Source organism: Agrobacterium vitis, assembly GCF_013426735.1.
Lineage (GTDB): Bacteria > Pseudomonadota > Alphaproteobacteria > Rhizobiales > Rhizobiaceae > Allorhizobium > Allorhizobium vitis_D.
In genome coordinates this window covers 1,235,821-1,259,130 of sequence record NZ_AP023272.1, presented here as the reverse complement: position 1 = coordinate 1,259,130, position 23,310 = coordinate 1,235,821, and the positions used below count along the sequence as shown (strand labels likewise).

Annotated in this window: 25 protein-coding genes; 15 read left to right on the top strand and 10 right to left on the bottom strand. The window is 56.8% G+C overall.

Features of this window, described 5'->3' with window-relative positions:
- Positions 1-159: 159 nt before the first annotated feature.
- Positions 160-480 (top strand): hypothetical protein, encoded by a 321-nt coding sequence (locus H1Y61_RS05560; RefSeq protein ID WP_174111594.1) that lies wholly within the window; start codon positions 160-162, stop codon positions 478-480.
- 107 nt (positions 481-587) lie between these two features.
- Here the strand turns inward: H1Y61_RS05560 and bcsN are convergent, their stop codons facing one another.
- Positions 588-1,313 carry a cellulose biosynthesis protein BcsN gene (gene bcsN / locus H1Y61_RS05555; RefSeq protein WP_174111595.1) on the bottom strand — a complete coding sequence of 242 codons (726 nt, stop codon included), beginning with the start codon at positions 1,311-1,313 and terminating at the stop codon, positions 588-590.
- A gap of 312 nt (positions 1,314-1,625) precedes the next feature.
- On the opposite strand from bcsN, the gene H1Y61_RS05550 reads away from it, so the two are divergent.
- Positions 1,626-2,201 carry a transglycosylase SLT domain-containing protein gene (locus H1Y61_RS05550; RefSeq protein ID WP_041697036.1) on the top strand — a complete coding sequence of 192 codons (576 nt, stop codon included), beginning with the start codon at positions 1,626-1,628 and terminating at the stop codon, positions 2,199-2,201.
- A gap of 532 nt (positions 2,202-2,733) precedes the next feature.
- On the opposite strand, the gene H1Y61_RS05545 is transcribed toward H1Y61_RS05550, so the two are convergent.
- From H1Y61_RS05545 to H1Y61_RS05530, 4 genes are all read right to left on the bottom strand, one after another.
- Positions 2,734-3,723: a Tim44 domain-containing protein gene (locus H1Y61_RS05545; protein ID WP_180573962.1), complete on the bottom strand. Its 990-nt coding sequence runs from the start codon at positions 3,721-3,723 to the stop codon at positions 2,734-2,736.
- Between the two features lie 118 nt (positions 3,724-3,841).
- A complete protein-coding gene (locus H1Y61_RS05540; protein ID WP_180573961.1) occupies positions 3,842-3,976 on the bottom strand; it encodes a DUF2474 domain-containing protein in 135 nt (44 codons plus the stop codon).
- Entirely contained in the window at positions 3,976-4,980 is a 1,005-nt protein-coding gene (gene cydB, locus H1Y61_RS05535; protein WP_180573960.1) for a cytochrome d ubiquinol oxidase subunit II, read from the bottom strand. Before cydB ends, H1Y61_RS05540 begins: the two co-directional genes overlap by 1 nt.
- Complete coding sequence (locus H1Y61_RS05530) at positions 4,970-6,388, bottom strand: cytochrome ubiquinol oxidase subunit I (protein WP_180573959.1); 1,419 nt, start codon at positions 6,386-6,388, stop codon at positions 4,970-4,972. Before H1Y61_RS05530 ends, cydB begins: the two co-directional genes overlap by 11 nt.
- Before the next feature lie 344 nt (positions 6,389-6,732).
- Between H1Y61_RS05530 and H1Y61_RS05525 the strand changes: the two genes are divergently transcribed.
- Positions 6,733-9,087, top strand: a complete 2,355-nt coding sequence (locus H1Y61_RS05525) for a methyl-accepting chemotaxis protein (protein WP_235680879.1) — start codon at positions 6,733-6,735, stop codon at positions 9,085-9,087.
- 88 nt (positions 9,088-9,175) lie between these two features.
- Here the strand turns inward: H1Y61_RS05525 and serA are convergent, their stop codons facing one another.
- Positions 9,176-10,771 (bottom strand): phosphoglycerate dehydrogenase, encoded by a 1,596-nt coding sequence (gene serA / locus H1Y61_RS05520; RefSeq protein ID WP_071205096.1) that lies wholly within the window; start codon positions 10,769-10,771, stop codon positions 9,176-9,178.
- 83 nt (positions 10,772-10,854) lie between these two features.
- Entirely contained in the window at positions 10,855-12,033 is a 1,179-nt protein-coding gene (locus tag H1Y61_RS05515) for a phosphoserine transaminase (protein WP_180573958.1), read from the bottom strand.
- Positions 12,034-12,302: 269 nt separating this feature from the next.
- Here H1Y61_RS05515 and H1Y61_RS05510 point away from each other — a divergent pair, with 269 nt between their 5' ends.
- Positions 12,303-12,893, top strand: coding sequence for a DoxX family protein (locus H1Y61_RS05510; protein ID WP_174111601.1), 591 nt, complete (start codon positions 12,303-12,305; stop codon positions 12,891-12,893).
- On the opposite strand, the gene H1Y61_RS05505 is transcribed toward H1Y61_RS05510, so the two are convergent.
- From H1Y61_RS05505 to H1Y61_RS05495, 3 genes are all read right to left on the bottom strand, one after another.
- Positions 12,830-13,816 (bottom strand): ornithine lipid hydroxylase OlsE, encoded by a 987-nt coding sequence (locus H1Y61_RS05505; RefSeq protein WP_174111602.1) that lies wholly within the window; start codon positions 13,814-13,816, stop codon positions 12,830-12,832. The genes H1Y61_RS05510 and H1Y61_RS05505 overlap by 64 nt on opposite strands.
- Before the next feature lie 247 nt (positions 13,817-14,063).
- The gene (locus tag H1Y61_RS05500; protein WP_180573957.1) at positions 14,064-14,882 is read right to left on the bottom strand and encodes an outer membrane protein; all 819 of its coding nucleotides are present in this window, start codon (positions 14,880-14,882) and stop codon (positions 14,064-14,066) included.
- A 138-nt stretch (positions 14,883-15,020) separates the two neighbouring features.
- Positions 15,021-16,037 carry an LLM class flavin-dependent oxidoreductase gene (locus tag H1Y61_RS05495; RefSeq protein WP_180573956.1) on the bottom strand — a complete coding sequence of 339 codons (1,017 nt, stop codon included), beginning with the start codon at positions 16,035-16,037 and terminating at the stop codon, positions 15,021-15,023.
- A 205-nt stretch (positions 16,038-16,242) separates the two neighbouring features.
- On the opposite strand from H1Y61_RS05495, the gene ruvC reads away from it, so the two are divergent.
- The 11 genes from ruvC (at position 16,243) to tolQ (ending at position 23,271) form a co-directional block, all read left to right on the top strand.
- Positions 16,243-16,752 (top strand): crossover junction endodeoxyribonuclease RuvC, encoded by a 510-nt coding sequence (gene ruvC, locus H1Y61_RS05490; RefSeq protein WP_180573955.1) that lies wholly within the window; start codon positions 16,243-16,245, stop codon positions 16,750-16,752.
- A gap of 25 nt (positions 16,753-16,777) precedes the next feature.
- On the top strand, positions 16,778-17,395 hold the full coding sequence (gene ruvA / locus H1Y61_RS05485; protein WP_180573954.1) for a Holliday junction branch migration protein RuvA: 618 nt from the start codon (positions 16,778-16,780) through the stop codon (positions 17,393-17,395).
- Between the two features lie 78 nt (positions 17,396-17,473).
- Positions 17,474-17,734, top strand: coding sequence for an AbrB/MazE/SpoVT family DNA-binding domain-containing protein (locus tag H1Y61_RS05480; protein ID WP_180573953.1), 261 nt, complete (start codon positions 17,474-17,476; stop codon positions 17,732-17,734).
- Positions 17,731-18,129 (top strand): PIN domain-containing protein, encoded by a 399-nt coding sequence (locus H1Y61_RS05475; RefSeq protein WP_070166690.1) that lies wholly within the window; start codon positions 17,731-17,733, stop codon positions 18,127-18,129. Before H1Y61_RS05480 ends, H1Y61_RS05475 begins: the two co-directional genes overlap by 4 nt.
- Positions 18,126-19,169 (top strand): Holliday junction branch migration DNA helicase RuvB, encoded by a 1,044-nt coding sequence (gene ruvB, locus H1Y61_RS05470; protein ID WP_015917012.1) that lies wholly within the window; start codon positions 18,126-18,128, stop codon positions 19,167-19,169. Before H1Y61_RS05475 ends, ruvB begins: the two co-directional genes overlap by 4 nt.
- On the top strand, positions 19,166-20,056 hold the full coding sequence (locus H1Y61_RS05465) for a metallophosphoesterase (RefSeq protein ID WP_180573952.1): 891 nt from the start codon (positions 19,166-19,168) through the stop codon (positions 20,054-20,056). The genes ruvB and H1Y61_RS05465 overlap by 4 nt, the downstream gene beginning before the upstream one ends.
- 61 nt (positions 20,057-20,117) lie before the next feature.
- Positions 20,118-20,576, top strand: coding sequence for an NUDIX hydrolase (locus tag H1Y61_RS05460; protein WP_235680878.1), 459 nt, complete (start codon positions 20,118-20,120; stop codon positions 20,574-20,576).
- Positions 20,573-21,082, top strand: a complete 510-nt coding sequence (locus tag H1Y61_RS05455) for an NUDIX hydrolase (RefSeq protein WP_180573950.1) — start codon at positions 20,573-20,575, stop codon at positions 21,080-21,082. The genes H1Y61_RS05460 and H1Y61_RS05455 overlap by 4 nt, the downstream gene beginning before the upstream one ends.
- Positions 21,079-21,639 carry a DinB family protein gene (locus H1Y61_RS05450; RefSeq protein ID WP_409363958.1) on the top strand — a complete coding sequence of 187 codons (561 nt, stop codon included), beginning with the start codon at positions 21,079-21,081 and terminating at the stop codon, positions 21,637-21,639. The genes H1Y61_RS05455 and H1Y61_RS05450 overlap by 4 nt, the downstream gene beginning before the upstream one ends.
- Positions 21,640-21,650: 11 nt before the next feature.
- Entirely contained in the window at positions 21,651-22,100 is a 450-nt protein-coding gene (gene ybgC, locus H1Y61_RS05445; RefSeq protein WP_180573949.1) for a tol-pal system-associated acyl-CoA thioesterase, read from the top strand.
- 451 nt (positions 22,101-22,551) lie between these two features.
- Positions 22,552-23,271 (top strand): protein TolQ, encoded by a 720-nt coding sequence (tolQ, locus tag H1Y61_RS05440; protein ID WP_015917018.1) that lies wholly within the window; start codon positions 22,552-22,554, stop codon positions 23,269-23,271.
- Positions 23,272-23,310: the final 39 nt, after the last annotated feature.

Here is a 23,310-nt window from a genome sequence, read left to right as displayed (position 1 = left end):
GGGAGGGTCTTAGCGAGGATATCTATCTCGTCTAGAGGCAAACAAAACTCGCCTTATCGGCGAAATTTGGGTCAATTGATTTCTCTCATTGATTGTGAATCGCAATTTGGATTATCACTGCTCTCGCAACAAAAATCGTTGTTTTTCAAGGAGCTATCAATGGCTATTACCGTATTCAACTCCTCCAATTTCAATATCAAGGCATCGATCAATCATTGGGGTACAGGGGGATCGACAAGCTCTTATGACATCGCCCCGCGCGGGAAAGATAGCTGGGGACGTTCGGATGACCGAGGCTTCGTCCTATTCATCGAGTCCAACGGACGAAAAGGCTCTTATCTGGTCTGGAAAGACAGCACGGTGACTGTCGAGAATAACGAGGTGCGTGTGGACGGCGTAGCCCACAAGCTGCCCGGACCTCAGCAGCCGCTGGCCGTGGAAGGCGCCGACACTCCAGAAGAAGCCGAGAACCTGCACTGATCAAGATCAGGTTGCCGCAAGACGGCATTGCGTCTTGCGGCAATTTCGAAACACTTAATTCAGATTTGTGCTGGGGAGTCGGCAATGGGTAAACATAGCCGACCCTCTTATCTCAAAAGATCGAGGTTACGGCTGGTAACCGAGCGGATCGACAGCGTCCGCATCAGATCGGCCAACTGTTCCGGCCTCGCCTTGGCGTCGCAATAGCGAAGCGTGACCCGCACCGGCAATTCCAGTTCGGATTTATCGGACAGGCTGACCGCGGTCTTGAAGGCGCGCGGGTCCTTCACCGCCTGCCAGGCATAGACGCATGCGCCGCCGCTCTTGCCGAGCGTGCCAGTGGCAACCCCGAATTGCCCATAGCCGTTCTGATGAATGGCGGTGTCGGGCACCATTTTGACTCCGGGAAACAGTTTCTTGATCGACGCTGGCGCTTCATTGGTCATCGCCATCTGGCGAAAACGGTCGCTGTCGGCAAGCCCGATCTCGATTGCCAGGCTGTTTTCACCAAGCGTGCCGGTCGTCGGGTAAAGCAGGGTCTGGAAAGCCGAGGTCGACTCGATGCGATGACGATTGCCGGTAACCGGCACCGAAAGGCCGGAAAGCTTTAGCATCGCCACTTCGGGCGCCCCCTTTTCCACAGCCTGTGTGTTTGCCGCCAGCGGCTTCTTCTTGGAAATCGATCCTGTTGAGTTGGGATCGATACCAGCCACGCAGGAAGACGCCGCCAAGGCGACGCCAAGCATCGACAGGAGCGTTCCGATCCGTCGCAAGCTTCGGTTTGCGGCACGGACACTACCCTTGCCGGGACATTGGTCATCTGTGGTTTTCATAGCCGTTTACCTCGTCAAACCCATCCTACCGCATCATTTCTTAAATCAGGATTGATTTAAGGCGAAATAATCCGGCCCGGTCGTTTTGTGCAGCGTCCTTGCACCGTCTGCAAGACGGGCAGCGTGGTTGTTGCCGCAAGCTTTAGTGATCGAAGTGTTAACGAAATATTAAAGAGAAGAGACCGACGGTCTCATGCTGCAACAGCAATGGTTGCAGGCCAAAACCCATGGCTATCACCGGTAAATAAAATGAAAACTTTTCGTTAAATTTTAGCGAATACAATGAGGGGTGATAGAAGAGGTATGATTGTAATGCGTAGAATCCTCATCATCGCCCTCTTGCTGGCTTTGGCAAGCTGCGCCCGGCCGCCCAGCCAGATCCGCAACGCCTGCGCGATCTTCGAGCAAAAGGATGGTGCCTTTGAAAACTGGAAGCGCGCTGCCCGTTCGGTGGAGCGCGAATACGGTGTTCCGGTGCCGATCCTGTTGGCGACCATCTATACCGAATCCAGCTTCCGCGCCCGCGCCCGGCCACCCAGACGCTACATTCTCGGCTTCATTCCATGGAAGCGCGTCTCGACGGCCTATGGCTATTCGCAGGCTCTTGATGGTACCTGGGACCGCTATCAGCGTGAAACCGGTCGTTACCTTGCCCGGCGCACCAATTTCGGCGACGCCGTGCGCTTCATCGGCTGGTATCACTACCAGAGCCACCTGCGCAACGGCATCCCCTTCAGCAGCCCCTACAACATCTATCTGGCCTACCATTCCGGCCAGGACGGCTATCGCCGAGGCGCTTACCGCGCCCGCCCTGAGGCCTTGGCCGGTGCCAAGCGCTTTGCCGCCATCACCGCCGTTTACGAGCAGCAGCTGCGCCGCTGCCCGTGAGGCTTGGTGTTACATCCGCAAGTGTTCTGAAGAAAATACGTTCGGGGCCGCAATGCGGGTGAAATAGTAACACGACACAAACGTTTTTATATGCCGCTTACCCCCTCTACCCTGCCGGGCATCTCTCCCTCAGGGGGGAGATCGATATGTGGAAACCACTTACCCTACAGAAACCTTGTTATTTCCAGCATATTCAGTCGCTAAAAAGATATGCCGTATGTGCTTTTTACCGATCTCCCCCATGAGGGGGTAAGGGGTGGTTAGCAAAGCCGATGAAACGATCCAGTGAATCGTTTTACATGACGAACGCTAGCAAGCCAGAGAGGTAAGCCACGGGTAAAAACGAGAGCGTCGTGTACTGTCAATCGGAACCGCCACGATCCTTTAATACCAAGTCTCGAAGATGTGTCAGCATGTCATAGCCTTGGTATGAATGGAGAGCCGGACGCACAAATACGGCTCATGAAAAAACCCCCGATCTTGCGATCGGAGGCTCTCATGACTCTTGGATTTTGCTGTTGGTCCGGTCGTATCAAGCCGACTGGATTGCCGAGATGCTCCAGCCCGAACCGGGGCGGCGCACGAAGGTCCAGACTTCCACCGACTGCTGCGGATGATCGGGATCACCATCCACCACAGCGCCGGTGGCACGGTCACGCATCACATCGATAGCTTCATAGCGCATGGCGACCGTGGCATAATCAACAGTGCCTTCGCGCCAGGCTTCGGCTAGGTCACCCTGCAGAAGATGGACATCACGAACCTCGTTCTTGACGCCCTTGGTCGCGTGTTCACCAAGCTCTTCGGCGAGGTAGGACATGGCTTCCGGCGTTGTGATCCGGCGCAGCGCCGAATAATCTTCTTCCGCATAGGCCTTCTGCATGTCTTTCAGCAGGCTCTCGAAAATCTCCAGATCCTTCGGGCCGATGCCCACATCATCGCTACCAGCCTTGGAAACGGCCGGGCGAGTGGCACCGAGTGCCGCGCCAGATCCCATTTTGGGGATGGAGAAGCCACCGAAACCGCCAGACGAACCTTGGGAAGCATTCCCCGGCTGCGACATGTCATTGCGCGCGGCCGGACCGGCATAGGACGAGGCCGTGCGATTACGGTTGAAGAACCGCATGGCCAGCATGATCAAGCCGCCAATCAGCAAGAGCTGGAACAACATGCCGAACATGCCAGCCGCACCGCCGAAGCCGCCGCCGAGCAACATTCCGAACAGACCACCCATCAAAAGGCCGCCCATCAAACCACCGGCCATGCCGCCAAACAGGCCGCGCGAAGCGGGCTGCTGCATGCCAGGCGTTGTCGCACCGTTATTCGGTGTCATGCTGCGCTGAATGGGCGCTGCGGTCGTTGGGGCCGTGCTGGTGGCAGGCGGGGCGCTAAAGGTGCGCTCACCACGGCTACCAAAGCTGCTGGAGCTTCCGGCCCGGCGGGCCTCCGCGAAATCGACCGCTGACAGGGTTACTGCCACTCCGATTGCCACGATGCCGATGATCCTGCATGCTCTTCCCATGACGTCCTCTCTCCAACCTTCGCCCTTTCGGGCTGTCCTGCCCAAATGAGCCTTCCTTGCCCATATGGCGATGGACTTGTCCGATGTTAAGGGCCGGACCGCAAAAAACGGCCCACCCTTATGCCTGCATCAGCACCAGCCGGATGGAAGCCGCGATTGCGCCAACCACTGCCACACCGACAATCCAGAAAATCGCAAACCACAGGATCTTCTGTTTCAAGGATTTCGGTTCTGTCCCAATGTCTTGCGCCATCAATGATACCCTTCTTCCGGATCGATCTTGCCTCTGAAAACCCAGTAGGCATAGGTCGTATAGATCAGAATGATCGGCACAAGGATAGCCGCCCCGACCAATAGGAATTTCAGGCTGGTGTCGGGCGCCGCCGCTTCCCAGATCGTCACCGAGGTGGGCACGATATAGGGATAGAAACTGATGCCGATACCGACATAGCCAAGCACGAACAGTGCAAGCGACGCGACGAAGGGCAGCCAGTCGTTACCGTCGCGCAGGCCCTTGAACACCAAATAGAGGCAGCCAAGCACCAGCACCGGCACGATGACGGAAAACACCGCCGTCGGAAAGGTGAACCAGCGGTCGAGATAATGCGGCTTCAACCACGGCGTCCACAGGCTGAACACGCCCATCGCCCCAACCGTCAGCACGGCGGCGGCAAGTGCGTAGCGTTGTGCCTGGGCGCGCAGCGGCCCGACCGTCTTGAACACCAGCCAGGTGGCGCCCAGTAGCGTGTAGCCGAACACCAGGGCAACGCCTGTCGCAATCGAAAACGGTGTCAGCCAGTCCCACCAGCCACCGGCATAGGCGCGGTCAACGACCGGAATGCCCTGTACCAAAGCGCCCAGCGCCACGCCTTGCGAAAAGCCAGCCACCAGCGAACCGCCAGTAAAGCCAACATCCCAAACGCCCTTCCAGCGCCGCGTGCGCCAGCGGTATTCGAAGGCCACGCCGCGAAAGATCAGGCCAAGCAGCATCAGAATGATCGGCATGTAAAGCGCTGGCAGGATGGTGGCATAGGCCAGCGGGAACACCGCCATCAAACCACCGCCGCCCAGTACCAGCCAGGTCTCGTTGCCATCCCAGACGGGCGCCACCGAGTTCATCATCTGGTCACGGTCATGCTCACTCTTGAAGAACGGAAACAACAGGCCGACGCCCAGATCGAAACCGTCGAGGATGACATAGGCCAGCACCGCAAAGGCGATGATCGCGGCCCAGAGGAACGCATAATCAAAGGGCATGAGAGCCTCCTTTGCCTTGGGTGTGGTGAGCAGGACCCGGCGTGATCCCGGCGCTGCGCAGCGGTGCATCGCCGATTTCCGGCGTCGGATCGCGTGGCAGCCGCGCCATCAACCGAAGAATGTAGAAGGTCCCTGCCCCGAACACGAAGAAATAGACGACGATGAAGGCGATCAGCGATGTCGCCACCGCAGGCGCGGCAATTGGCGAATGGGACTGCGCCGTCAGCAAATGACCATAGATCGTATAGGGCTGACGCCCCACCTCGGTGGTGATCCAGCCGCTCAAAACCGCGATGAAGCCCGCGGGTCCCATGGCAAAAGCAGCGCGATGCAGCCAGTCACTGCTATAGAGTGTGCGGCGATAGCGCGCCCACAGGCTCCACAGACCCAGCCCCAGCATGGCAAAGCCTAGGCCAACCATGACGCGGAACGACCAGAAAATCACCGCGACCGGCGGCTCCAACTCATCCGGCACCGTATCCAGCCCGGCCATTGGCGCATTGAGGTCGTGCTTGAGGATCAGGCTGGAGAGTTTTGGAATCTCGACGGCATAATCCACCCGTTTTTCGGCGGGATTGGGAATGCCGAACAGGATGAGCGGCGCGCCATCGGGATGGCTGTCATAATGACCTTCCATGGCCATGATCTTCACCGGCTGGTGTTCCAGCGTATTCAGCCCGTGGGCATCACCGGCGAGGATCTGGATTGGCGCAACCACGGCGACCATGCCCATTGCCATCGAAAACATCTTGCCAGCCCGGCGCGGCGCGGTCTTGCGCAGTAAATGCCAGGCACCCACCGCACCCACCACCAGCGCCGTGGTGAGATAGGCGGCCAGCACCATATGCACGAGGCGATAGGGGAAGGATGGGTTGAAGATCACCGCCCACCAGTCGAGCGGAATGAACTGACCTTTATCGTTCATGCCGAACCCGGCAGGCGTTTGCATCCAGGAATTCACAGCGAGAATCCAGGTAGCCGAAATCAGCGTGCCGAAAGCCACCATGCAGGTGGCGAAGAAATGCAGCTTTGGCCCGACCCGTTGCAGACCGAACAGCATGACGCCAAGGAAGCCCGCTTCCAGAAAGAATGCCGTCAACACCTCATAGCCCATCAGCGGACCGATCACCGGCCCGGCCTTGTCCGAAAACACCGACCAATTGGTGCCGAACTGATAGGACATCACGATGCCTGATACCACGCCCATGCCGAAGGCGACGGCAAAGATCGTCTTCCAGAAATTGAACAGCTCGAAATAGACCTGTTTTTTGGTCCAGAGGTACAAGCCGTTCAGGACGGCCAGATAGCTGGCCAGCCCGATGGAGAAGGCTGGAAAGATAATGTGGAAGGAAACCGTGAAGGCAAACTGTATCCGCGCGAGAAGAACGGCATCGAATTGATCGAACATGGCAGCGCACCTCTTCAATGGAACCGGACCCGGCAGCAACAGGCATGACGGAAACGACCTCAATTCAAAATAGAACAGATGCACATGAGATCAATGCGACAAGCCGCCATGCGACACATTGACGGTTATCAAATCCAATCAAAACCCATCAACACAACCCATGATAGAATATAAAAATAAAGCAATTTTACCAAAGAAAACTATGTGACTGCCTTTTTGAAATTAAACCATTGATCCTCTTATGCTTTACTCCAAAATTATCATCTAATTTAACACGTGCTTAATTTATGTATTTGTATTGTTAGCCAAAATAGCCCTGTTCGGGAGCGATCACCGTGACACACATGACTTCGGCAAAAAACCGCGATGCAACGGAAAAACAACTGTCAATAAAAAGGCCTACCAATTTCCTGTTGCGATCCGTTTGCGTCATCATTGCCATAGCGATCCTTGCGGGTGCAGGAATCGTTCACTTCACCCGAGAGGAATATAACAGGGCATTAGAAGACGTGCGTCGCGATGAGCAAGAGCAAACCCTGATCTACAAAAAGGATTTGGACAACGCTCTCGCCCAGATTTACCAGAACATCAGAACGCTCTCGTTTCTGCCCGACGTGAAAAGCATGGATCGTCACGCAACCAATTTGGGACCATCCGCGAAAGCAACGATCCAGCAAATCTACAACAATCTCTGGAGCAATGTTGCGGTCTCGGAAATTTATTTCACCCCAGAAAGCTTTAATCCTGAGAAGCTGGACCCGGTCACCAAAGAGCAGGAAGCCCCCGCCCTGATGTTTGACGAGATGATAACGGGGAATGCAGAGGACGCTGCCAAGGACGAGAGTTCAAGCAAAGCAACAAACGAACAACCCGAAATCGAAGATGAAGAATATGCGTTGCTCACCAAACAAATTGCCTTTTTTCGTCAACGGTACCCAACCGTAGACACGTTCAAAGACCTTGAAGTGCCGATTATCGCCGGACCGATTGTCAAGACTTGTGACAATACGGATTTTAACCGTACACTCGTTGAATATGATCGGCAGGGCATGGTGTTCTCCGTTCCCTATTTCGACCAATCCGGAGCGTTTAAGGGTGTGGTGTCAGCCATTGTTCGTCTGCGGGTTCTCGAAAAATATCTACCAAGCAGCGACGCCTCGCTGGTCAACATCGCTTACGGCTCTTTTGTGAATGCTTCAAAACCCGGGCAAGCGGAATTGTCCAGGACATCGGTCGCCCAGGGTAAGCCTGATCCAACATTGACCTATTCTGAAGTTCTACAGCTGACATTTCCTGACCCGCAAGGTGCATGGTATCTATGGCGGGGTGTCTCCAACGATAAACTGTTGAACCATGCGGAAATTTCTGCGGTATCTTCACAGCAGAATTTGGCTCTCGGTTTTGTGGCATTGCTCACACTCGCTGCCATTGCAGCCAGTGTGTTTGCCTCAAGGCGCTTCGTTATCCCTGCCCATGAATTGACCGCAGCCATCATGGAGGTCGCCGACGGCAATCTGCAGGCAGATGTGCCGTTCGTTGATCGAAAGGACACTCTGGGCCGCATTGCCACTGCTGTTGCTGGCTTTAGAAAGAACGCGATTTTGTTGCGCACGGCAGAAATCGAAAGGCAAGCAAAGGCAGACAAGGATCTCGCCGAACAACGCGAGAGAAAACGTCAGGACGAGCAGCGCACGGCGGAACTCATGGTCGTGGTGGAAAAACTGGGAGCTGGCCTGAACCGGCTGGCGGATTGCAACATCCGCATGACGATTGACGAGCCTTTCATCGACACTTTTGAAACAATCAGAACCGATTTCAACAGCTCTCTGGCATCGTTCCAAAGCGTTCTTGAAAATGTCCTAAGCTGTACTGTGACGATACAAACCAGCAGCGGCGAAATGCAGTCCGCAGCGTCGAGCATGTCCAAGCGCACCGAACAGCAATCCGCAGCGCTTGAAGAAACATCGGCAACCCTGGCGCAGATCAGTGCAACCATTCTGGCGGCAGCAGAAAATGCGCAGGATACACGTTCGTTGGTTGGCGATGCCCGCAAATGTACGACAACATCCACCGCCGTTGTCGGCAAGGCGATTTGTGCAATGCAGCGCATCGAAAACGCTTCGAACGAGATTGGGCAAATCATCGGCGTCATCGACGAAATCGCTTTCCAGACCAATCTGCTTGCTTTGAATGCCGGGGTTGAAGCCGCGCGCGCCGGAGAGGCCGGACGCGGATTTGCCGTTGTCGCTTCTGAAGTCCGCGAACTGGCACAAAGGTCGGCGAAGGCGGCCAAGGAGATCAAAACGCTGATCAACAAGTCTGCTGAGGAGGTCAACGAGGGTGTCAAGCTGGTTGCGGAAACCGGCTCATCCCTGACCCAGATCGAGCAATATGTCACTGAGATCGATGTCAATGTCGATGCGATCGCGAAGGGTGCCAGTGAGCAAGCCATTGGCCTCAAACAAGTGACCATCGCAGTTGATAATATCGATCAGATGACACAGCAAAACGCCACCATGGCAGAAGAGGCTTCGGCCCTGAGCAACTCGCTTGCAGATGAAGCCCAGAACCTGGCTCACCTTGTGCAAGGTTTCAAGCTAAACCGCCGCAAGGCCATCAGAGAGCCGGGTAGCGCGGCTGCAAACAAACCAGTTCAACGCGCGTTATCAGAACACACTGCATACCGTGCAGCGGGTTGAATGCTGACGACGACTACGCTTCAAATCATAACCGATTTATATAAGGCCATGCACACATATGGTGCACGGCCTTATAGAGACAAGTGGCTTATTCGACCGCAAACGTCAGAAGCCGAGCCTGCTTGATCGCCGCATTGGCGGTCAGCTGATCGAGAACAGCCTGTTCGACCGGGCCATCGACATAGAGCAGCGCAATCGCGTCGCCGGATTCCTTTTCGCGGCCCAGCTGGAAGTTGGCGATGTTGACGCCAGCATTGCCGAGCGTGGTGCCCATGAAGCCGATCATGCCGGGAACGTCGGTGTTGGAGATGTAGATCATGTGCGGACCGACATCGGCGTCGAGATTGATGCCCTTGATCTGGATGAAGCGTGGCTTGCCATCCGAGAACACGGTGCCAGCAATCGAGCGAGTCTGCTTTTCGGTGGTCACGGTCAGCTTGATGTAACCGTCGTAAACGCCGGTCTTGTCACGCTTGACTTCAGACAGCACGATGCCCTTTTCCTTGATCATGATCGGCGCCGACACCATGTTGACATCCGAAACCTGCGCCCGGATCAAGCCTGCCAGTAGGGCAGACGTCAGCGCCTTGGTGTTCATGGTGGCCGTCTGGCCATCATAGAGGATTTCGATTTCCTTGATCGCACCATCGGTGACCTGACCGACAAAAGCGCCGAGAACATCAGCCAACCGAATGAACGGCTTCAAAAGCGGTGCTTCTTCCGCAGTGATCGATGGCATGTTGATGGCGTTGGAAACCGCGCCGTTGACGAGGTAATCCGACATCTGCTCGGCCACCTGAAGAGCAACATTTTCCTGTGCTTCGGTGGTGGATGCGCCCAGATGCGGGGTGCAAACCACGTTTGGCAGGCCAAACAGCGGGCTTTCCTTGGCAGGCTCAACTTCGAACACGTCGAAACCAGCACCGGCAACATGACCGGACTTGATGGCTTCGGCCAAAGCGGCCTCATCCACCAGACCACCACGGGCGCAGTTGATGATGCGAACGCCGGGCTTGGTCTTGGCAAGATTTTCCTTGCCGAGAATGCCCCGGGTCTTATCGGTCATCGGCACGTGCAGGGTGATGAAATCGGCCTGGGCCAGCAGCTCGTCCAGCTCAACCTTCTTCACGCCCATTTCCTGCGCCCGTTCCGCCGACAGGAAGGGGTCGTAAGCGATGACATGCATGCCCAGACCGATGGCCTTCTTGCAGACGATACCGCCGATGTTGCCAGCGCCGATCACACCCAGCACCTTGCCGGTGATTTCAACACCCATGAACTTCGACTTTTCCCACTTGCCAGCCTGTGTGGAGGCGTCAGCTGCGGGAAGCTGGCGGGCAACGGCAAACATCAGCGCAATGGCGTGTTCAGCGGTGGTGATGGAGTTGCCGAACGGCGTGTTCATCACAATGATACCACGGCGCGAGGCAGCCGGAATATCAACGTTATCGACGCCGATACCAGCGCGGCCAATCACTTTCAGATTGGTGGCGGCAGCAATCAGCTTTTCCGTGGCCTTGGTGGCCGAACGGATGGCCAGACCATCGTAATTACCGATGATTTCAGCCAGTTTGTCCTTATCCTTGCCGAGCTGCGGCTGGAAATCCACTTCAACGCCGCGATCGCGGAAGATCTGGACGGCGGTTTCTGACAATTCATCAGAGACGAGAACGCGAGGTGCCATGACGAGGCCTCCTAAAAGAGTTCGTTTATAACAAGCATGAATGGGGAAGTAGGCCTCGCATCATTGCGAGGCCAGATAGAGCTTTAAGCAGCAGCCTTGGCAAGCGTTGCCTTCTGGGTCTGATAAGCCCAGGTCAGCCACGGCATCAGAGCCTGCATATCAGCGGTCTCAATGGTGGCACCAGCCCAGATGCGAAGACCAGCAGGCGCGTCGCGGTAAGCACCGATGTCATAGGCAACGCCCTGCTTTTCCAGAAGCGTTGCAATACCCTTGGCAAAAGCGGCCTGCTCTTCAGCGGGCAGAGCCAGAACCTCTGGATCGGCAATGGTCAGGCACACAGACGTGTTGGAACGGGTCTCGTCAACCTGTGCAAGGTTGGCAATCCAGTCATTGGCAGCGACGAAATCGAAGATCACCTTGGCATTGGCGTCAGCACGGGCAATCAGCGCGTCCAGACCACCGATGGACTTCGCCCAGTTCAGCGCATCCAGATAATCTTCAACGCAGAGCATCGAAGGCGTGTTGATGGTTTCACCCTTGAAGATGCCTTCAATCAGCTTGCCGCCAGAGGTCAGACGGAAAATCTTCGGCAGCGGCCAAGCCGGTGCGTAGGTCTGAAGACGCTCAACAGCGCGGGGGCTGAGGATCAACATGCCGTGACCGCCCTCGCCGCCCAGAACCTTCTGCCACGAGAAGGTGACAACGTCGAGCTTCGCGAAATCCAAATCCTGCGCAAATGCGGCAGAGGTGGCGTCGCAAATGGTCAGACCCTTGCGGTCAGCGGGGATGAAATCAGCATTGGGAACGCGAACACCCGAAGTCGTGCCGTTCCATGTGAAGACCACGTCGCGGTCGAAATCAACCTCGGCAAGGTTTGGCAGCAGGCCGTAATCTGCATTGAACTTGCGAACATCGGCAAGCTTGAGCTGCTTGACCACATCGGTCACCCAGCCAGCGCCAAAGCTTTCCCAGGACAGCATGTCCACGCCGCGTTCACCCAGCAAGGACCAGAGCGCCATTTCAACAGCACCGGTGTCAGACGCCGGAACGATACCAATACGGTAATCGGCAGGAACGTTCAGAATTTCACGAGTGAGGTCAATGGCCAGCTTCAGCTTGTCTTTGCCGACCTTGGCGCGGTGCGAACGACCGAGCGGGGCATCGCTGAGAGCGTCGAGTGCCCAACCGGGGCGCTTCGAGCAAGGGCCAGACGAAAAATTAGCATTTTCCGTACGTACGGCGGGTGCAGTAATATCAACCATAGCAAACTACCCTTCCAGGTATATGGCCTCTCGTTGGGGAGAGGTGTCCCGCCGTCGTTGCTAATCGAGTTCACGATTTTCGTCAAGCGACTTTTATCGGCCCGACAGCGACAATCCGCCGCCGCCAAATCCTCCACAAAGCGGGACATCTACGCGAAAAACGTGCGCCAAGTTGCGTCTCCGCAACTTTATTGACCGAGATCAATAGCCGCCAGCCAGACCCATGCAACATCAGCCTACACGCAAAACAAACCCTATTGAGGTTGGCTATGACAATGGAAACACTGTATTCCGCACCCAGCAAGTCGCCTAAAACCCGGCTGTTCCTTCCGATCATGGAAAAATTCTATCAGGGATTTGCCGAGCCCCTGGCCTTCACCGCTTTTCGGGTGGCCATCGGCGCCATGCTTGTCATCGAGGGCTATCCAAAAATCATGGCGCCCATGGCCCAGATCGGCTTTGTAGAGAATCTTGGCTTCTACCCGGGCTGGCTCTGGTCGCCCATGCTGGCCGCCATGCAGTTTTTCGGCGGTTTCCTGATTGTAATCGGACTTTTTACGCGGCCAGTCGCGCTCGCCAATGGCATCATGCTGGCCATCACCCTTTGGTTTCACGTCAAGTTCCCCTACGGGCATGCATTCCTAACGCAAGAAGGCATTGACGCCCTTAAAAGCGGCGCCACGTTGTTCACCCCAGAAGCCGTCAAGCGGCTTGCCGATGGCGGCACCACCTTCCTGGAACAGGTGCAGACCAAGGCCGAACTTGCTTCGCTGTTCTGGACCGGCGGAGCGCTGTTTTACGCGGCCTTCGGTGGCGGAGCGCTGTCGGTGGACAGGGTGCTGGTCAAGCGCGAATTCTGAGCAACGACATCGGGGGGCGCAAGCGTCCCCTCCTCGACCGGCCGAGCCCCGAGAATTTGCCTCTGGCCCTTCACCGTGAAGGGCTGGACCAATTGAGCGACGAACCCCTTGGCCACCGTGCCGCTGATGCCGATATTGGTGCTGGGTCCGTGTTCGGGATTGTAATAGGTCCCGAATATCTGATCGAAAAGCACCAGGTTCTCGCCGTAATTGGTATTGCCTTCACGCAAAATCTTCGAATGGTGCCAGCGATGCAGGCGCGGTGTGCTGAACACGAAGTCAAGAATGCCAGTGCGCACTGCGACATTGCAATGAGTGAGGATGCCGATGAAGGCGGTGGCCGCACCGACCCAGAGAAAGACGGCAACGGGCGCGCCCAGCAGATAGAGCGGCAGCTGGCTAAGTGCCACCTTGAACAGTGAATCCATCACATGGAAACGCCCGGTATTGACCACCCAGAGCCTGGCAACGCTGTGGTGCAGCGCATGGAACCGCCAGAAGAACAGCCGTTCATGGGCAATCCTGTGCGCCCAATACAAACCGAATTCAGCAACAACCAGCCCTAGAACGACCTGCAAGGCCATGGGCAGGCCGGTTGGCCAAAGGTGAAATTCCAGCGCCGTCAGCGGTTGCAACACCCGGGCGGCGGCCATCGGGAAAATCACCGTCAGACCCGATAGAAACTCGACCAGTCCCTTGGTCAACAGCGTATGGGCGACATCGTTGACGGTCTCGCCATCGCCCTCTAGCCAGGTCGGCTCATAAGGCAGGAGCCGCTCGCTGAGCGCCAGAAGACCGAAAGCACAGAGATAGACGGCAACGAAGCCAAGCAGTGGATGAGAACTGGAAAAAGCGAAATAGGAGCCTGTCAGGCCGAACACGAACACGCCCGGCCACACCAGGAAGGAAGCGAGTATTTTCATTTTGACCGTTCAAAAAGATTGACAGTGGTTATGTAAATCCGGGCAGAAAAGCCCATTGACGGACGAGATCCTTCGCCAAGCAGCCGTTCCTGTGTGGTTAGCTTTATGGGACAGTGCTGGAAATGCAAGGGGGCAGACAGTTATGAAAAACAACAAAATGCCGTGCGTCCTTTCGAACCCACGGCGCTTTTTCAAAATCGAGCCGGTCCTCTCCAGACCAGCAGGCATTCGCAGGCGGTAAGCCCGATCACTTATAGACAAGAGGTGGCGGCTCATAGCCGACCGGCGTCGGGCAGCCACCGAACTGGTAGCGGGCTCCGACATGCAGGTCGTGGCTGTAAAAGCCCTTGTCACTGCCGGGACCGCCATTGGCCTTGTAGCCGAACATGCTACCACCCGTCGTCTGGCGGAAGCGGTAACCGATATCGGCTTTCCAGTCGCAGGTGAGATCGATGGAGGTGCCAACCATCAGCTGATAGGCAAAGCGCCAGCTACCCCGGCCCCCATGCTCTTCGCTGCCATCACAACCACTGCCGTCATCGGCGCAGGAGGTGTTTTTCAGCTTGTCCCATTTGACATAGGACCCGCCGATACCTGCGCCAACATAGGGCGTGAACGAGGCGTAGGTGCCGAGATCCACATAGGCATTGGCCATCAGCGTATAGGCCTGCAAGGAGGACAGGTCACGCGAGGTACAGGCGCTGGATACGCCGCAGGACCCATGGGTCGAGCCGGTGAAATCCGACTTGCCGAGATAGTCGAAGGTTACATCGGTGCGCAGATGACTGTTGATCTGGTATCCGACACCGCCTCCCAGCGTGTAGCTGTTATCCAGATCATGCCGGTCGAAACTAGCCTGATTGGCGTTGGAGCCCTGGTAGAACTTCGCTCCGCGCAACTTGTTGAAGGAATAGCCGATATCGCCACGCAGATACCAGCCGGACGTATCGGCAACCCGCACTTCGGGAGCGTCCTGCGGCGGCGGTTCTGGCTGATAGACGTCGGCGGCGCTTACCGGACCGGCCAGAATGCCGGCGGCAAACAGTGCCAATAGATGTCTTTTCATGAGAAAGGCCCCAAAATCAAAGGATGACGGGGCCATGCCCCCACGTTTCAACCGTGGATAATGAAGGGCAAAGGTTAAGACCTCATTAAGCCTGTTGCTTAACCATGCCGCGATCGCATTTAGGCCTCTACCACGCCGTCACGCCGCTTCGCATGCCTGACGCTGCAGATCGGCAAACAGCCGAACCGATGTCAACCGTGCCTCGATATCGTGGATCGGCATGGAGACGATCACTTCATCAGCGCCGGTATTTTTCAGGAAGCGAGATAGCTTTTCAGCCGCTGTCGCCGGGCCGCCGACCACAGCATGTTGCAGCGTATGCTCAACACCGAAGCGCTCCATTTCGCTCCACAAGCCCTCCATGGTCTCGACCGGACAAGGAAACTGGCTGCGCACATTGCGCCGCAAGTTGATGAATTGCTGCTGGGCGGAGGTAAACAGACGCCGCGCCTCCTGATCCGTTTCGGCGATAGCGCCCATCACACCGACAATCATATAGGGCTTATCGAGGGCCTCGGATGGCTGGAAGCGATCACGGTAGATCGAGATCGCCTCAAACAATTGATCCGGGGCGAAATGCGACGCAAAGGCATAGGGAAGACCCAGCGCCGCCGCCAGATGGGCACTATAAAGGCTGGAACCCAGCAGCCACACCGCCACATCGCTATTCACACCTGGAACCGCCATCAGGCTGCCATCGCCAACCGGTGGCCCCAACAGCAATTGCAGCTCCTGAATATCCTGGGGGAAGTTATCCACGCCCGCCTCCATATTGCGGCGCAAGGCGCGGGCCGTGCGCATATCGGTACCGGGCGCCCGTCCGAGACCCAGATCGACCCGGCCCGGAAACAGCGCCGCGAGCGTGCCGAATTGCTCAGCAATCACCATCGGCGCATGATTGGGCAGCATGATGCCGCCGGAGCCGATGCGAATCCGCTTGGTCGCCGCCCCGACATGGGCAATGACAATTGAGGTCGCCGCGCTGGCAATGCCCGGCATGCCGTGATGCTCAGCCAGCCAGAACCGCGTGTAACCGTGCTCTTCAGCCGCAACGGCCATGCGCCGCGAGGCCGAAAGCGCATCCGACACGCTCTGCCCTTCTGCAATAGGCGAAAGGTCCAGAATGGAAATCGGCACGGTTTTTCCAGATGTCATAAAGCGCGCTCCAGATGAGAGGATATGACTTTATCTATGTACTCCTGATGTCAATACCAGAGGCGGTGAGAGGAAAGACCCGATCACATCTTTGCGGGACAGGTTTTGAGAAGGTGAGCAAATCGACGCCCAATCCACAGCGAATGTTTTTGTTTTGTTCACTTTTTGCTGGCACATCTCGCTTGAAAAGGATTAGGATTTTTCCATGACAAGCGCGATTCGCATTATCGGTATCGATCCTGGCCTGCGCCGCACCGGCTGGGGCGTTATCGAGACATTGGGCAATTCGTTGCGCTTTGTCGCATCGGGTACAGTCATGTCCGATGGAGACATGGATCTGGCGTCCAGACTGTGCCAGTTGCATGACGGGCTGGCCGATGTGGTGCATCTCCACCAGCCCAATGAAGCAGCGGTGGAACAGACCTTCGTCAACAAGGACGCGGTTGCGACACTGAAGCTTGGCCAGGCCCGTGGCATCGCCATGCTGGTGCCAGCCCGTGCCGGTTTGCCGGTGGCGGAATATGCCCCGAATGCGGTGAAGAAATCGGTGATCGGCGTTGGCCATGGCGATAAGCAACAGATCCATATGATGCTGAAGATCCTGATGCCGAAGGCCGAATTCAAAGGCAATGATGCAGCCGATGCCTTGGCCATCGCCATCTGCCACGCCCATAATCGCGGCGGTGAGCGGATGCGCCGGGCGCTGGCGGGATAATCACTCTTTTCATTGGATATGGCATATGATTGGCAAGCTCAAAGGCACCATTGACGAGATCGGCGACGACCATGTGCTGGTCGATGTGCACGGCGTCTGTTACGTCGCTCATTGTTCGTCCCGCACCCTGGCACGGCTGGGATCACCCGGCGAGGCCATCGTGCTGTTCATCGAGACCTATGTGCGCGAGGACCAGCTGAAATTGTTCGGCTTCATGAGCGCGCTGGAGCGGGAATGGTTTAATCTGCTGCAAAGCGTGCAGGGCGTTGGCGCCAAGGTGGCGCTGGCGATTTTGGCCACCCTCACCCCCTCGGAACTCGCCAATGCCATCGCCCTCCAGGACAAACCCGCCATTGCCAGAGCGCCGGGCGTCGGACCGAAAGTGGCGCTGCGTCTTGTCACCGAATTGAAGAACAAGGCTCCGGCCTTCACTGGGGAGGCCGGAAGCGCCATCGGTCTCAAGCAGGAGCTTGGCGAAGGGGTTGCCTCCGCCCCGGTTTCCGATGCGGTGTCAGCCTTGACCAATCTCGGCTATTCCCGCGACCAGGCCGCCAACGCCATCGCCGCCGCGTTGAAAAACGGTGGTGAAGGCGCAGACAGCGCCAAACTAATCCGGCTGGGCTTGAAGGAGCTATCACGGTGATTTCCTTGCCTTTGGCGGAATTCCTTACTATTGTGAAAAAGTAAGGAATTTTTGACCGGTCAGACCGGGAGGGTCCGCATGAACGTCTTCTACGCAACGTTGACCTCCAAAGGTCAAACCACGGTTCCAGCAGAAATCAGGGAGCTGTTGAAGCTGAAGCCCGGTGACCGGATTCGCTACGTGGTGAAAAACGGCGAAGTCACGCTGAAAGCCAAGAACAAACGGTTGATCGATCTGGCCGGTATTCTGCATCGTCCCGGCATGCCCACGCTGACGATCGAAGAGATGGATGAGGTGATCGGCGACGCCATCGTAGATCACGTGATGGGCCGAGAATGATCGGCATCGACACCAATATTCTGCTGCGTCTCACCATGCAGGACGATGACATTCAAACCAAACAGGCGCTTGCACTGGCCGACAGCCTGACCCAGGACCAGCCTGGCTTCGTCAATAGCGCGGTTTTGCTGGAATTCATCTGGACAGCGCGCCGACAGGTCAAAATGTCAAAAGAAGAATTGAAGATCATCCTGTCCGGATTTCTCGATTCTGAAAATCTCGTGCTTGAAGACGAAAATGTCATAGAACTGACATTGGATGAAATGGATCGCAGCAGCGAGGAATTCGCCGATATTTTCATTGCTCTCAAGAACAGGGAGCTGGGATGTCGGACAACCATGACATTCGACCGGAAAGCCGCACGAACCGTCCCCCATATGGAACTCCTCGCATGAGCGCTCAAAACCCTGTCCTCACCCCGGAAAAGCGCGGCGAAGACGTCGATTCGGCGCTGAGGCCCCAGACGCTAGACGACTTTACCGGCCAGGCAGAGGCGCGCGCCAATCTGAAGATCTTCATCGAAGCCGCCAAGAACCGAGGCGAGGCGCTGGACCATGTGCTGTTCGTCGGCCCACCGGGCCTCGGCAAGACGACGCTGGCGCAGATCATGGCCAAGGAGTTGGGGGTCAATTTCCGCTCGACCTCCGGTCCTGTCATCGCCAAGGCGGGGGATCTCGCCGCACTCCTCACCAATCTGGAAGAGCGTGACGTGTTGTTTATCGATGAAATCCATCGCTTGAGCCCGGCGGTAGAGGAAATTCTCTATCCGGCCATGGAGGATTTCCAGCTTGACCTGATCATCGGCGAAGGCCCGGCGGCGCGCTCGGTGAAGATCGACCTTTCCAAATTCACCCTGGTCGCCGCCACCACCCGGCTTGGCCTGTTGACCACGCCCTTGCGCGATCGGTTCGGCATTCCGGTACGGCTGTCCTTCTATACGGTCGAGGAGCTGGAGCTGATCGTGCGGCGCGGCGCGCGCCTGATGGGGCTTGGCATGACCGATGACGGTGCGCGCGAAATTGCCAGGCGCGCCCGTGGCACGCCACGCATCGCCGGACGGCTGCTGCGCCGGGTGCGCGACTTTGCCGAGGTCGCCCGCGCCCCTGCCGTCACCCGCGAGATCGCCGATGAGGCGCTCACGCGGTTGTTAGTGGACAATATGGGCCTCGATCAACTCGACACCCGTTATTTGACCATGATTGCCGTCAATTTTGGCGGGGGTCCAGTCGGCATCGAAACCATTGCCGCGGGCCTGTCCGAACCACGCGACGCCATTGAGGATATTATCGAGCCCTATATGATCCAGCAGGGTTTTATCCAGCGCACGCCGCGTGGCCGCGTGTTGACCGCGATTGCCTGGAAACATCTGGGCCTGATGCCGCCAAAAGACATGGAGGCTGCGCAGTTTCGCCTGACCCTTGAGGATGACGATTGATAACCAGACGAACGTTTTTCAAGCTACTGGCAGGCAGCGCCGCCGGTATTCTATCGCTTGGTGGCTATGCCGGGGCGGTCGAGCCGCTGCTGCGGCTGGAAACCACCCGCTATAAACTCTCCCCACCCGGCTGGCCGAAGGGCCAAGGCCTGCGGATTGTCGCGCTTGCCGATTTCCATGCCTGCGAGCCCTGGATGCCGGCCGAGCGGATCGCCCGGATTTGCGAACACGCCAACACGCTGGGGGGCGATGTCATCCTGCTGCTTGGCGATTATATGTCCGGCATGAAACTGGTAACCGGCGTGGTGCCACCAGAGCAATGGTCCAAAGCCCTGTCTGTGCTGAAAGCACCCTATGGCGTCCATGCAGTCTGCGGCAATCACGACTGGTGGCAGGATACCGAGGCGCAGCTGCAACGCCTGCCGGAGACCATGGCCCATCGGGCACTGCGCAGCGTCGGCATCAATGCCATGTCGAACAGCGCGGTGCGGCTGGGGTCAGACGATCACCCCTTCTGGGTGGCTGGGCTGGAAGACCAGTGGGCCTATCTGACCGGCAATCACCGGATGCGGGGATTAGACGACCTACCCGGCACGCTGGCCAAAGTGACGGACAATGCCCCGGTCATCCTGCTGGCCCATGAACCGGATATTTTTCCAACCGTGCCGGATCGGGTCTCGCTGACGCTTTCGGGCCATACCCATGGCGGACAGGTCAATCTGTTCGGCTGGACACCGGTCGTGCCATCGCGGTTCGGCTCACGCTATGTCTATGGCCATCGCGAGGAAGGTGGTCGCAATATCATCGTCTCGGGTGGGCTTGGCTGTTCCGTCGCACCGATCCGGTTCGGCTCACCGCCAGAAATACTAGTCATCGATCTGGTTTAAGGACGAGCACGTGGCCAAGGACAATCGCATCCGGATCAAGCAGCAGAACCGTATCTTCCAGATGCGTATTGCGGGCTTGGCTTTTCGCAACGGTCATGTGCTGGTGCACCGCGCCGTGCATGAAAAATTCTGGACCTTTCCCGGTGGCCGCGCCGAAATGGGCGAGACCTCGCAGGAAACCTTGAGGCGGGAAATGGCCGAGGAACTCGGTGTCGAGGCCAGGATCGACCGGCTTTTGTGGAGCGTCGAAAACTTCTTCCACTACGAGGGCCGGGATTGGCACGAACTGGGCTATTATTACCTGATGCACCTGCCAGACACCCTGCCCTTCCACGAGAAGGACATCATTCACCGCATCCAGGATGGAAAGAACGCGCTGGAATTCAAATGGGCAAAAGCCACCAAACAGGCGTTGACCGCACTGGATATCCCGCCTTATTTCATCGCGGACGAGATTGAAACGCTTCCCCAAACCGCCCGCCATCTGGTGTGGAATGATGGAAATATGGACGATAAATGACCGTTGAGCGCCACATGATCCGGCTGGATAAAAAGCCGCAATTGTTTACTTTCCGGGTGGCGGGCGTGATCCTGCAAAACGACCATCTGCTGGTGCAAAGAAGCGTCAATGAAGCCTACTGGGCCTTGCCCGGTGGCCGGGCCGAAATTGGCGAAAGCAGCGAGCAGACGATTATCCGCGAAATGCAGGAGGAAATCGACCGCACCGTTAACATCGAGCGCCTGCTGTTCACGACTGAACTTTTCTTTTCTTTTGATGATTACCGCGCCCATGAGCTGGGATTTTACTATCTCCTGAACATGGATGCGCCCCTGCCCTTCCACACTGATGATATTGTTCATCGCGTGGTGGATGGCCCCACCGATGTGCTGTTTCGCTGGGTACCAGCAACCGCAGCAGCCTTTGATGCTTTTGATATCCGGCCAGCCTTTCTGGGCAATTATATGGGTCAACTGCCAAAGCGTGTCGAACATCTGATTGTTGATGAAGGAGTGCCTCGATCATGACAACTGATCCCTGCCGTATCTTTCGCAAGATGGCCCGCAACAATACCCTGGCCAATGCACGGCTGCTTACCGCCTGTGGCGGTCTCAAACCGGGTGAATTCGAGGCGCCGCGCACAAGTTTCTTCCCGTCGATCAAGGCAACGCTCAACCATATTCTGACCGTCGATTGGTTCTATGTTGATGCCTTGGAAGGCGGCACCCTTGGCCCAGTGGCCTTTGACAATGAAGAACCTTTTGAAACGATTGACGCCCTGCACAAGGCCCAATCCGCTGTGGATCAGCGTCTTCTAACCCTGTGCGATGCCCTCACCGCCGATGCGCTTGCCAAAGACGTCACAGTGCATCGTGGAACGAGGCTGCAAATTGAACGGTGTGACGATCTTCTCTTCCACCTGTTCCACCACCAAACCCACCATCGCGGCCAGGTCCATGCGATGCTGACTGGCACCAGCGTCAAGCCGCCGCAGCTCGATGAGTTCATAACAGCGACGGATTTCCGCGACCGGGCCGATGACATGCAGCGACTGGGCTGGACAGAAGCCGATCTCGGTCATTGAATAGGTAAACTATGACGCATGAATTTTCCATTTCCGGCCAGCTGATCGAAGGTGGCCATCGTCTCATCCAAAGGGTCTATTATGAGGACACGGATTTTTCCGGGCTGGTCTATCACGCCCGTTATCTGCATTTCCTTGAGCGCGGGCGCACTGATTATCTGCGCTGTCTCGGCTGCGAACAGAGCGAGCTGATCCATGCCGATGAGGAAGGGCTGGTTTTCGTCGTACACCGCATGGAGCTGGATTTCAAAAGCCCGGCGCGGATGGATGACATCATGACCATCGAGACAATCACCGAAAAAGCCGGGGGTGCCAAGATGGTGCTGCGGCAAACCATTAATAGCGGTGACCGCCGGTTGATCGACGCAAAAGTTGTGATTGCCGTCGTTAACAAATTTGGGCGTCCGCGCCGCCTGCCGGAAACGATTGCCGAGAAGTTCCTTGGCTTCAGGCCCGGCTGATAACCTATCGTTAACAATAATGATGTCTTACTAACCCTGCGGTGCTTTGTGCGCCGCACGCCTTCCTTTGACCAAATTTAGCGGCAAAAAGGCAAGCTGGGTGCTTTGGGGATGGCGGATCGCGTTGATGAAACGCCACCGCGCCTATCGGCACATCAGTATATAATACCAAGTCTCGAAAATGCTGACGCATCCTCGACTTGAAGAATTGAAAATATCTCAAATGCACCAAAAGCTTGAGATATTTTCAAGGGGAATACGAAGGGTCATCTTCAATGAGCCTTCCTATAAGTGCATGATCGATCACACTGCCTGATGGTGCAGAGATGATTGCATAGAAAAACGAATTTGTTACAGCGTTGTTTGCGCAAGCCCGCGTGATGCGCAAATAAAGCTGTAAATCCGCCCGGTCTCTTTACGCCCGGGCGTCTGGATTTTAGGAACGGTAGCGATGGAACAAGTAGGATTGGCAGCCGCAAGCCACGACGTCAGCCTTTGGGCCCTGTTCATGCAGGCAGGCTGGGTCGTGAAAATCGTGATGATCGGGCTTCTGGGCGCCTCCGTCTGGACCTGGGCCATCGTCATCGACAAATATGTCAGCTTCGCCAAGGCGCGCCGCCAGTTCGACCAGTTCGAACAGGTGTTCTGGTCCGGCCAGTCGCTGGAAGAATTGTATCGCACGCTGGCAGAGCGCAACAATACCGGGCTTGCGGCCATATTCGTCTCCGCCATGCGGGAGTGGAAGAAGAGCTTTGAGCGCGGCGCACGTTCGCCCATTGGCTTGCAGATGCGTATCGACCGTTCGATGGATGTCACCATGGCGCGCGAGGCCGAACATTTCGAAGCCCGTCTTGGCTCGCTGGCCACCATCGGTTCGGCTGGTCCCTTCATCGGCCTGTTCGGCACGGTTATCGGTATCATGACCTCGTTCCAGGCGATTGCCGGTTCGAAATCCACCAATCTGGCGGTCGTTGCCCCCGGTATCGCCGAGGCGCTGCTGGCAACGGCCATCGGTCTGGTCGCCGCTATTCCGGCTGTTATCGCCTATAATAAATTTTCCGGCGAAGCGGGCAAACTGTCCTCGCGCATGGAAGGCTTTGCCGACGAGTTTTCCGCCATACTGTCGCGACAGATCGATGAGAAGCTCCAGCCTCGCCAGGCGGCGGAATAAGGCTCCAGTCTAGAACGACTGGGCAAGGTCGGCGAAAGG

What these genes read in the sequence shown, in the direction of transcription:
- H1Y61_RS05560 (WP_174111594.1), top strand. Translation starts at nt 160, where the DNA reads ATGGCTATTACCGTATTCAACTCCTCCAATTTCAATATCAAGGCATCG.
- bcsN (WP_174111595.1), bottom strand. Translation starts at nt 1,313, where the DNA reads ATGAAAACCACAGATGACCAATGTCCCGGCAAGGGTAGTGTCCGTGCC.
- H1Y61_RS05550 (WP_041697036.1), top strand. Translation starts at nt 1,626, where the DNA reads ATGCGTAGAATCCTCATCATCGCCCTCTTGCTGGCTTTGGCAAGCTGC.
- H1Y61_RS05545 (WP_180573962.1), bottom strand. Translation starts at nt 3,723, where the DNA reads ATGGGAAGAGCATGCAGGATCATCGGCATCGTGGCAATCGGAGTGGCA.
- H1Y61_RS05540 (WP_180573961.1), bottom strand. Translation starts at nt 3,976, where the DNA reads ATGGCGCAAGACATTGGGACAGAACCGAAATCCTTGAAACAGAAGATC.
- cydB (WP_180573960.1), bottom strand. Translation starts at nt 4,980, where the DNA reads ATGCCCTTTGATTATGCGTTCCTCTGGGCCGCGATCATCGCCTTTGCG.
- H1Y61_RS05530 (WP_180573959.1), bottom strand. Translation starts at nt 6,388, where the DNA reads ATGTTCGATCAATTCGATGCCGTTCTTCTCGCGCGGATACAGTTTGCC.
- H1Y61_RS05525 (WP_235680879.1), top strand. Translation starts at nt 6,733, where the DNA reads ATGACTTCGGCAAAAAACCGCGATGCAACGGAAAAACAACTGTCAATA.
- serA (WP_071205096.1), bottom strand. Translation starts at nt 10,771, where the DNA reads ATGGCACCTCGCGTTCTCGTCTCTGATGAATTGTCAGAAACCGCCGTC.
- H1Y61_RS05515 (WP_180573958.1), bottom strand. Translation starts at nt 12,033, where the DNA reads ATGGTTGATATTACTGCACCCGCCGTACGTACGGAAAATGCTAATTTT.
- H1Y61_RS05510 (WP_174111601.1), top strand. Translation starts at nt 12,303, where the DNA reads ATGACAATGGAAACACTGTATTCCGCACCCAGCAAGTCGCCTAAAACC.
- H1Y61_RS05505 (WP_174111602.1), bottom strand. Translation starts at nt 13,816, where the DNA reads ATGAAAATACTCGCTTCCTTCCTGGTGTGGCCGGGCGTGTTCGTGTTC.
- H1Y61_RS05500 (WP_180573957.1), bottom strand. Translation starts at nt 14,882, where the DNA reads ATGAAAAGACATCTATTGGCACTGTTTGCCGCCGGCATTCTGGCCGGT.
- H1Y61_RS05495 (WP_180573956.1), bottom strand. Translation starts at nt 16,037, where the DNA reads ATGACATCTGGAAAAACCGTGCCGATTTCCATTCTGGACCTTTCGCCT.
- ruvC (WP_180573955.1), top strand. Translation starts at nt 16,243, where the DNA reads ATGACAAGCGCGATTCGCATTATCGGTATCGATCCTGGCCTGCGCCGC.
- ruvA (WP_180573954.1), top strand. Translation starts at nt 16,778, where the DNA reads ATGATTGGCAAGCTCAAAGGCACCATTGACGAGATCGGCGACGACCAT.
- H1Y61_RS05480 (WP_180573953.1), top strand. Translation starts at nt 17,474, where the DNA reads ATGAACGTCTTCTACGCAACGTTGACCTCCAAAGGTCAAACCACGGTT.
- H1Y61_RS05475 (WP_070166690.1), top strand. Translation starts at nt 17,731, where the DNA reads ATGATCGGCATCGACACCAATATTCTGCTGCGTCTCACCATGCAGGAC.
- ruvB (WP_015917012.1), top strand. Translation starts at nt 18,126, where the DNA reads ATGAGCGCTCAAAACCCTGTCCTCACCCCGGAAAAGCGCGGCGAAGAC.
- H1Y61_RS05460 (WP_235680878.1), top strand. Translation starts at nt 20,118, where the DNA reads ATGCGTATTGCGGGCTTGGCTTTTCGCAACGGTCATGTGCTGGTGCAC.
- H1Y61_RS05455 (WP_180573950.1), top strand. Translation starts at nt 20,573, where the DNA reads ATGACCGTTGAGCGCCACATGATCCGGCTGGATAAAAAGCCGCAATTG.
- H1Y61_RS05450 (WP_409363958.1), top strand. Translation starts at nt 21,079, where the DNA reads ATGACAACTGATCCCTGCCGTATCTTTCGCAAGATGGCCCGCAACAAT.
- ybgC (WP_180573949.1), top strand. Translation starts at nt 21,651, where the DNA reads ATGACGCATGAATTTTCCATTTCCGGCCAGCTGATCGAAGGTGGCCAT.
- tolQ (WP_015917018.1), top strand. Translation starts at nt 22,552, where the DNA reads ATGGAACAAGTAGGATTGGCAGCCGCAAGCCACGACGTCAGCCTTTGG.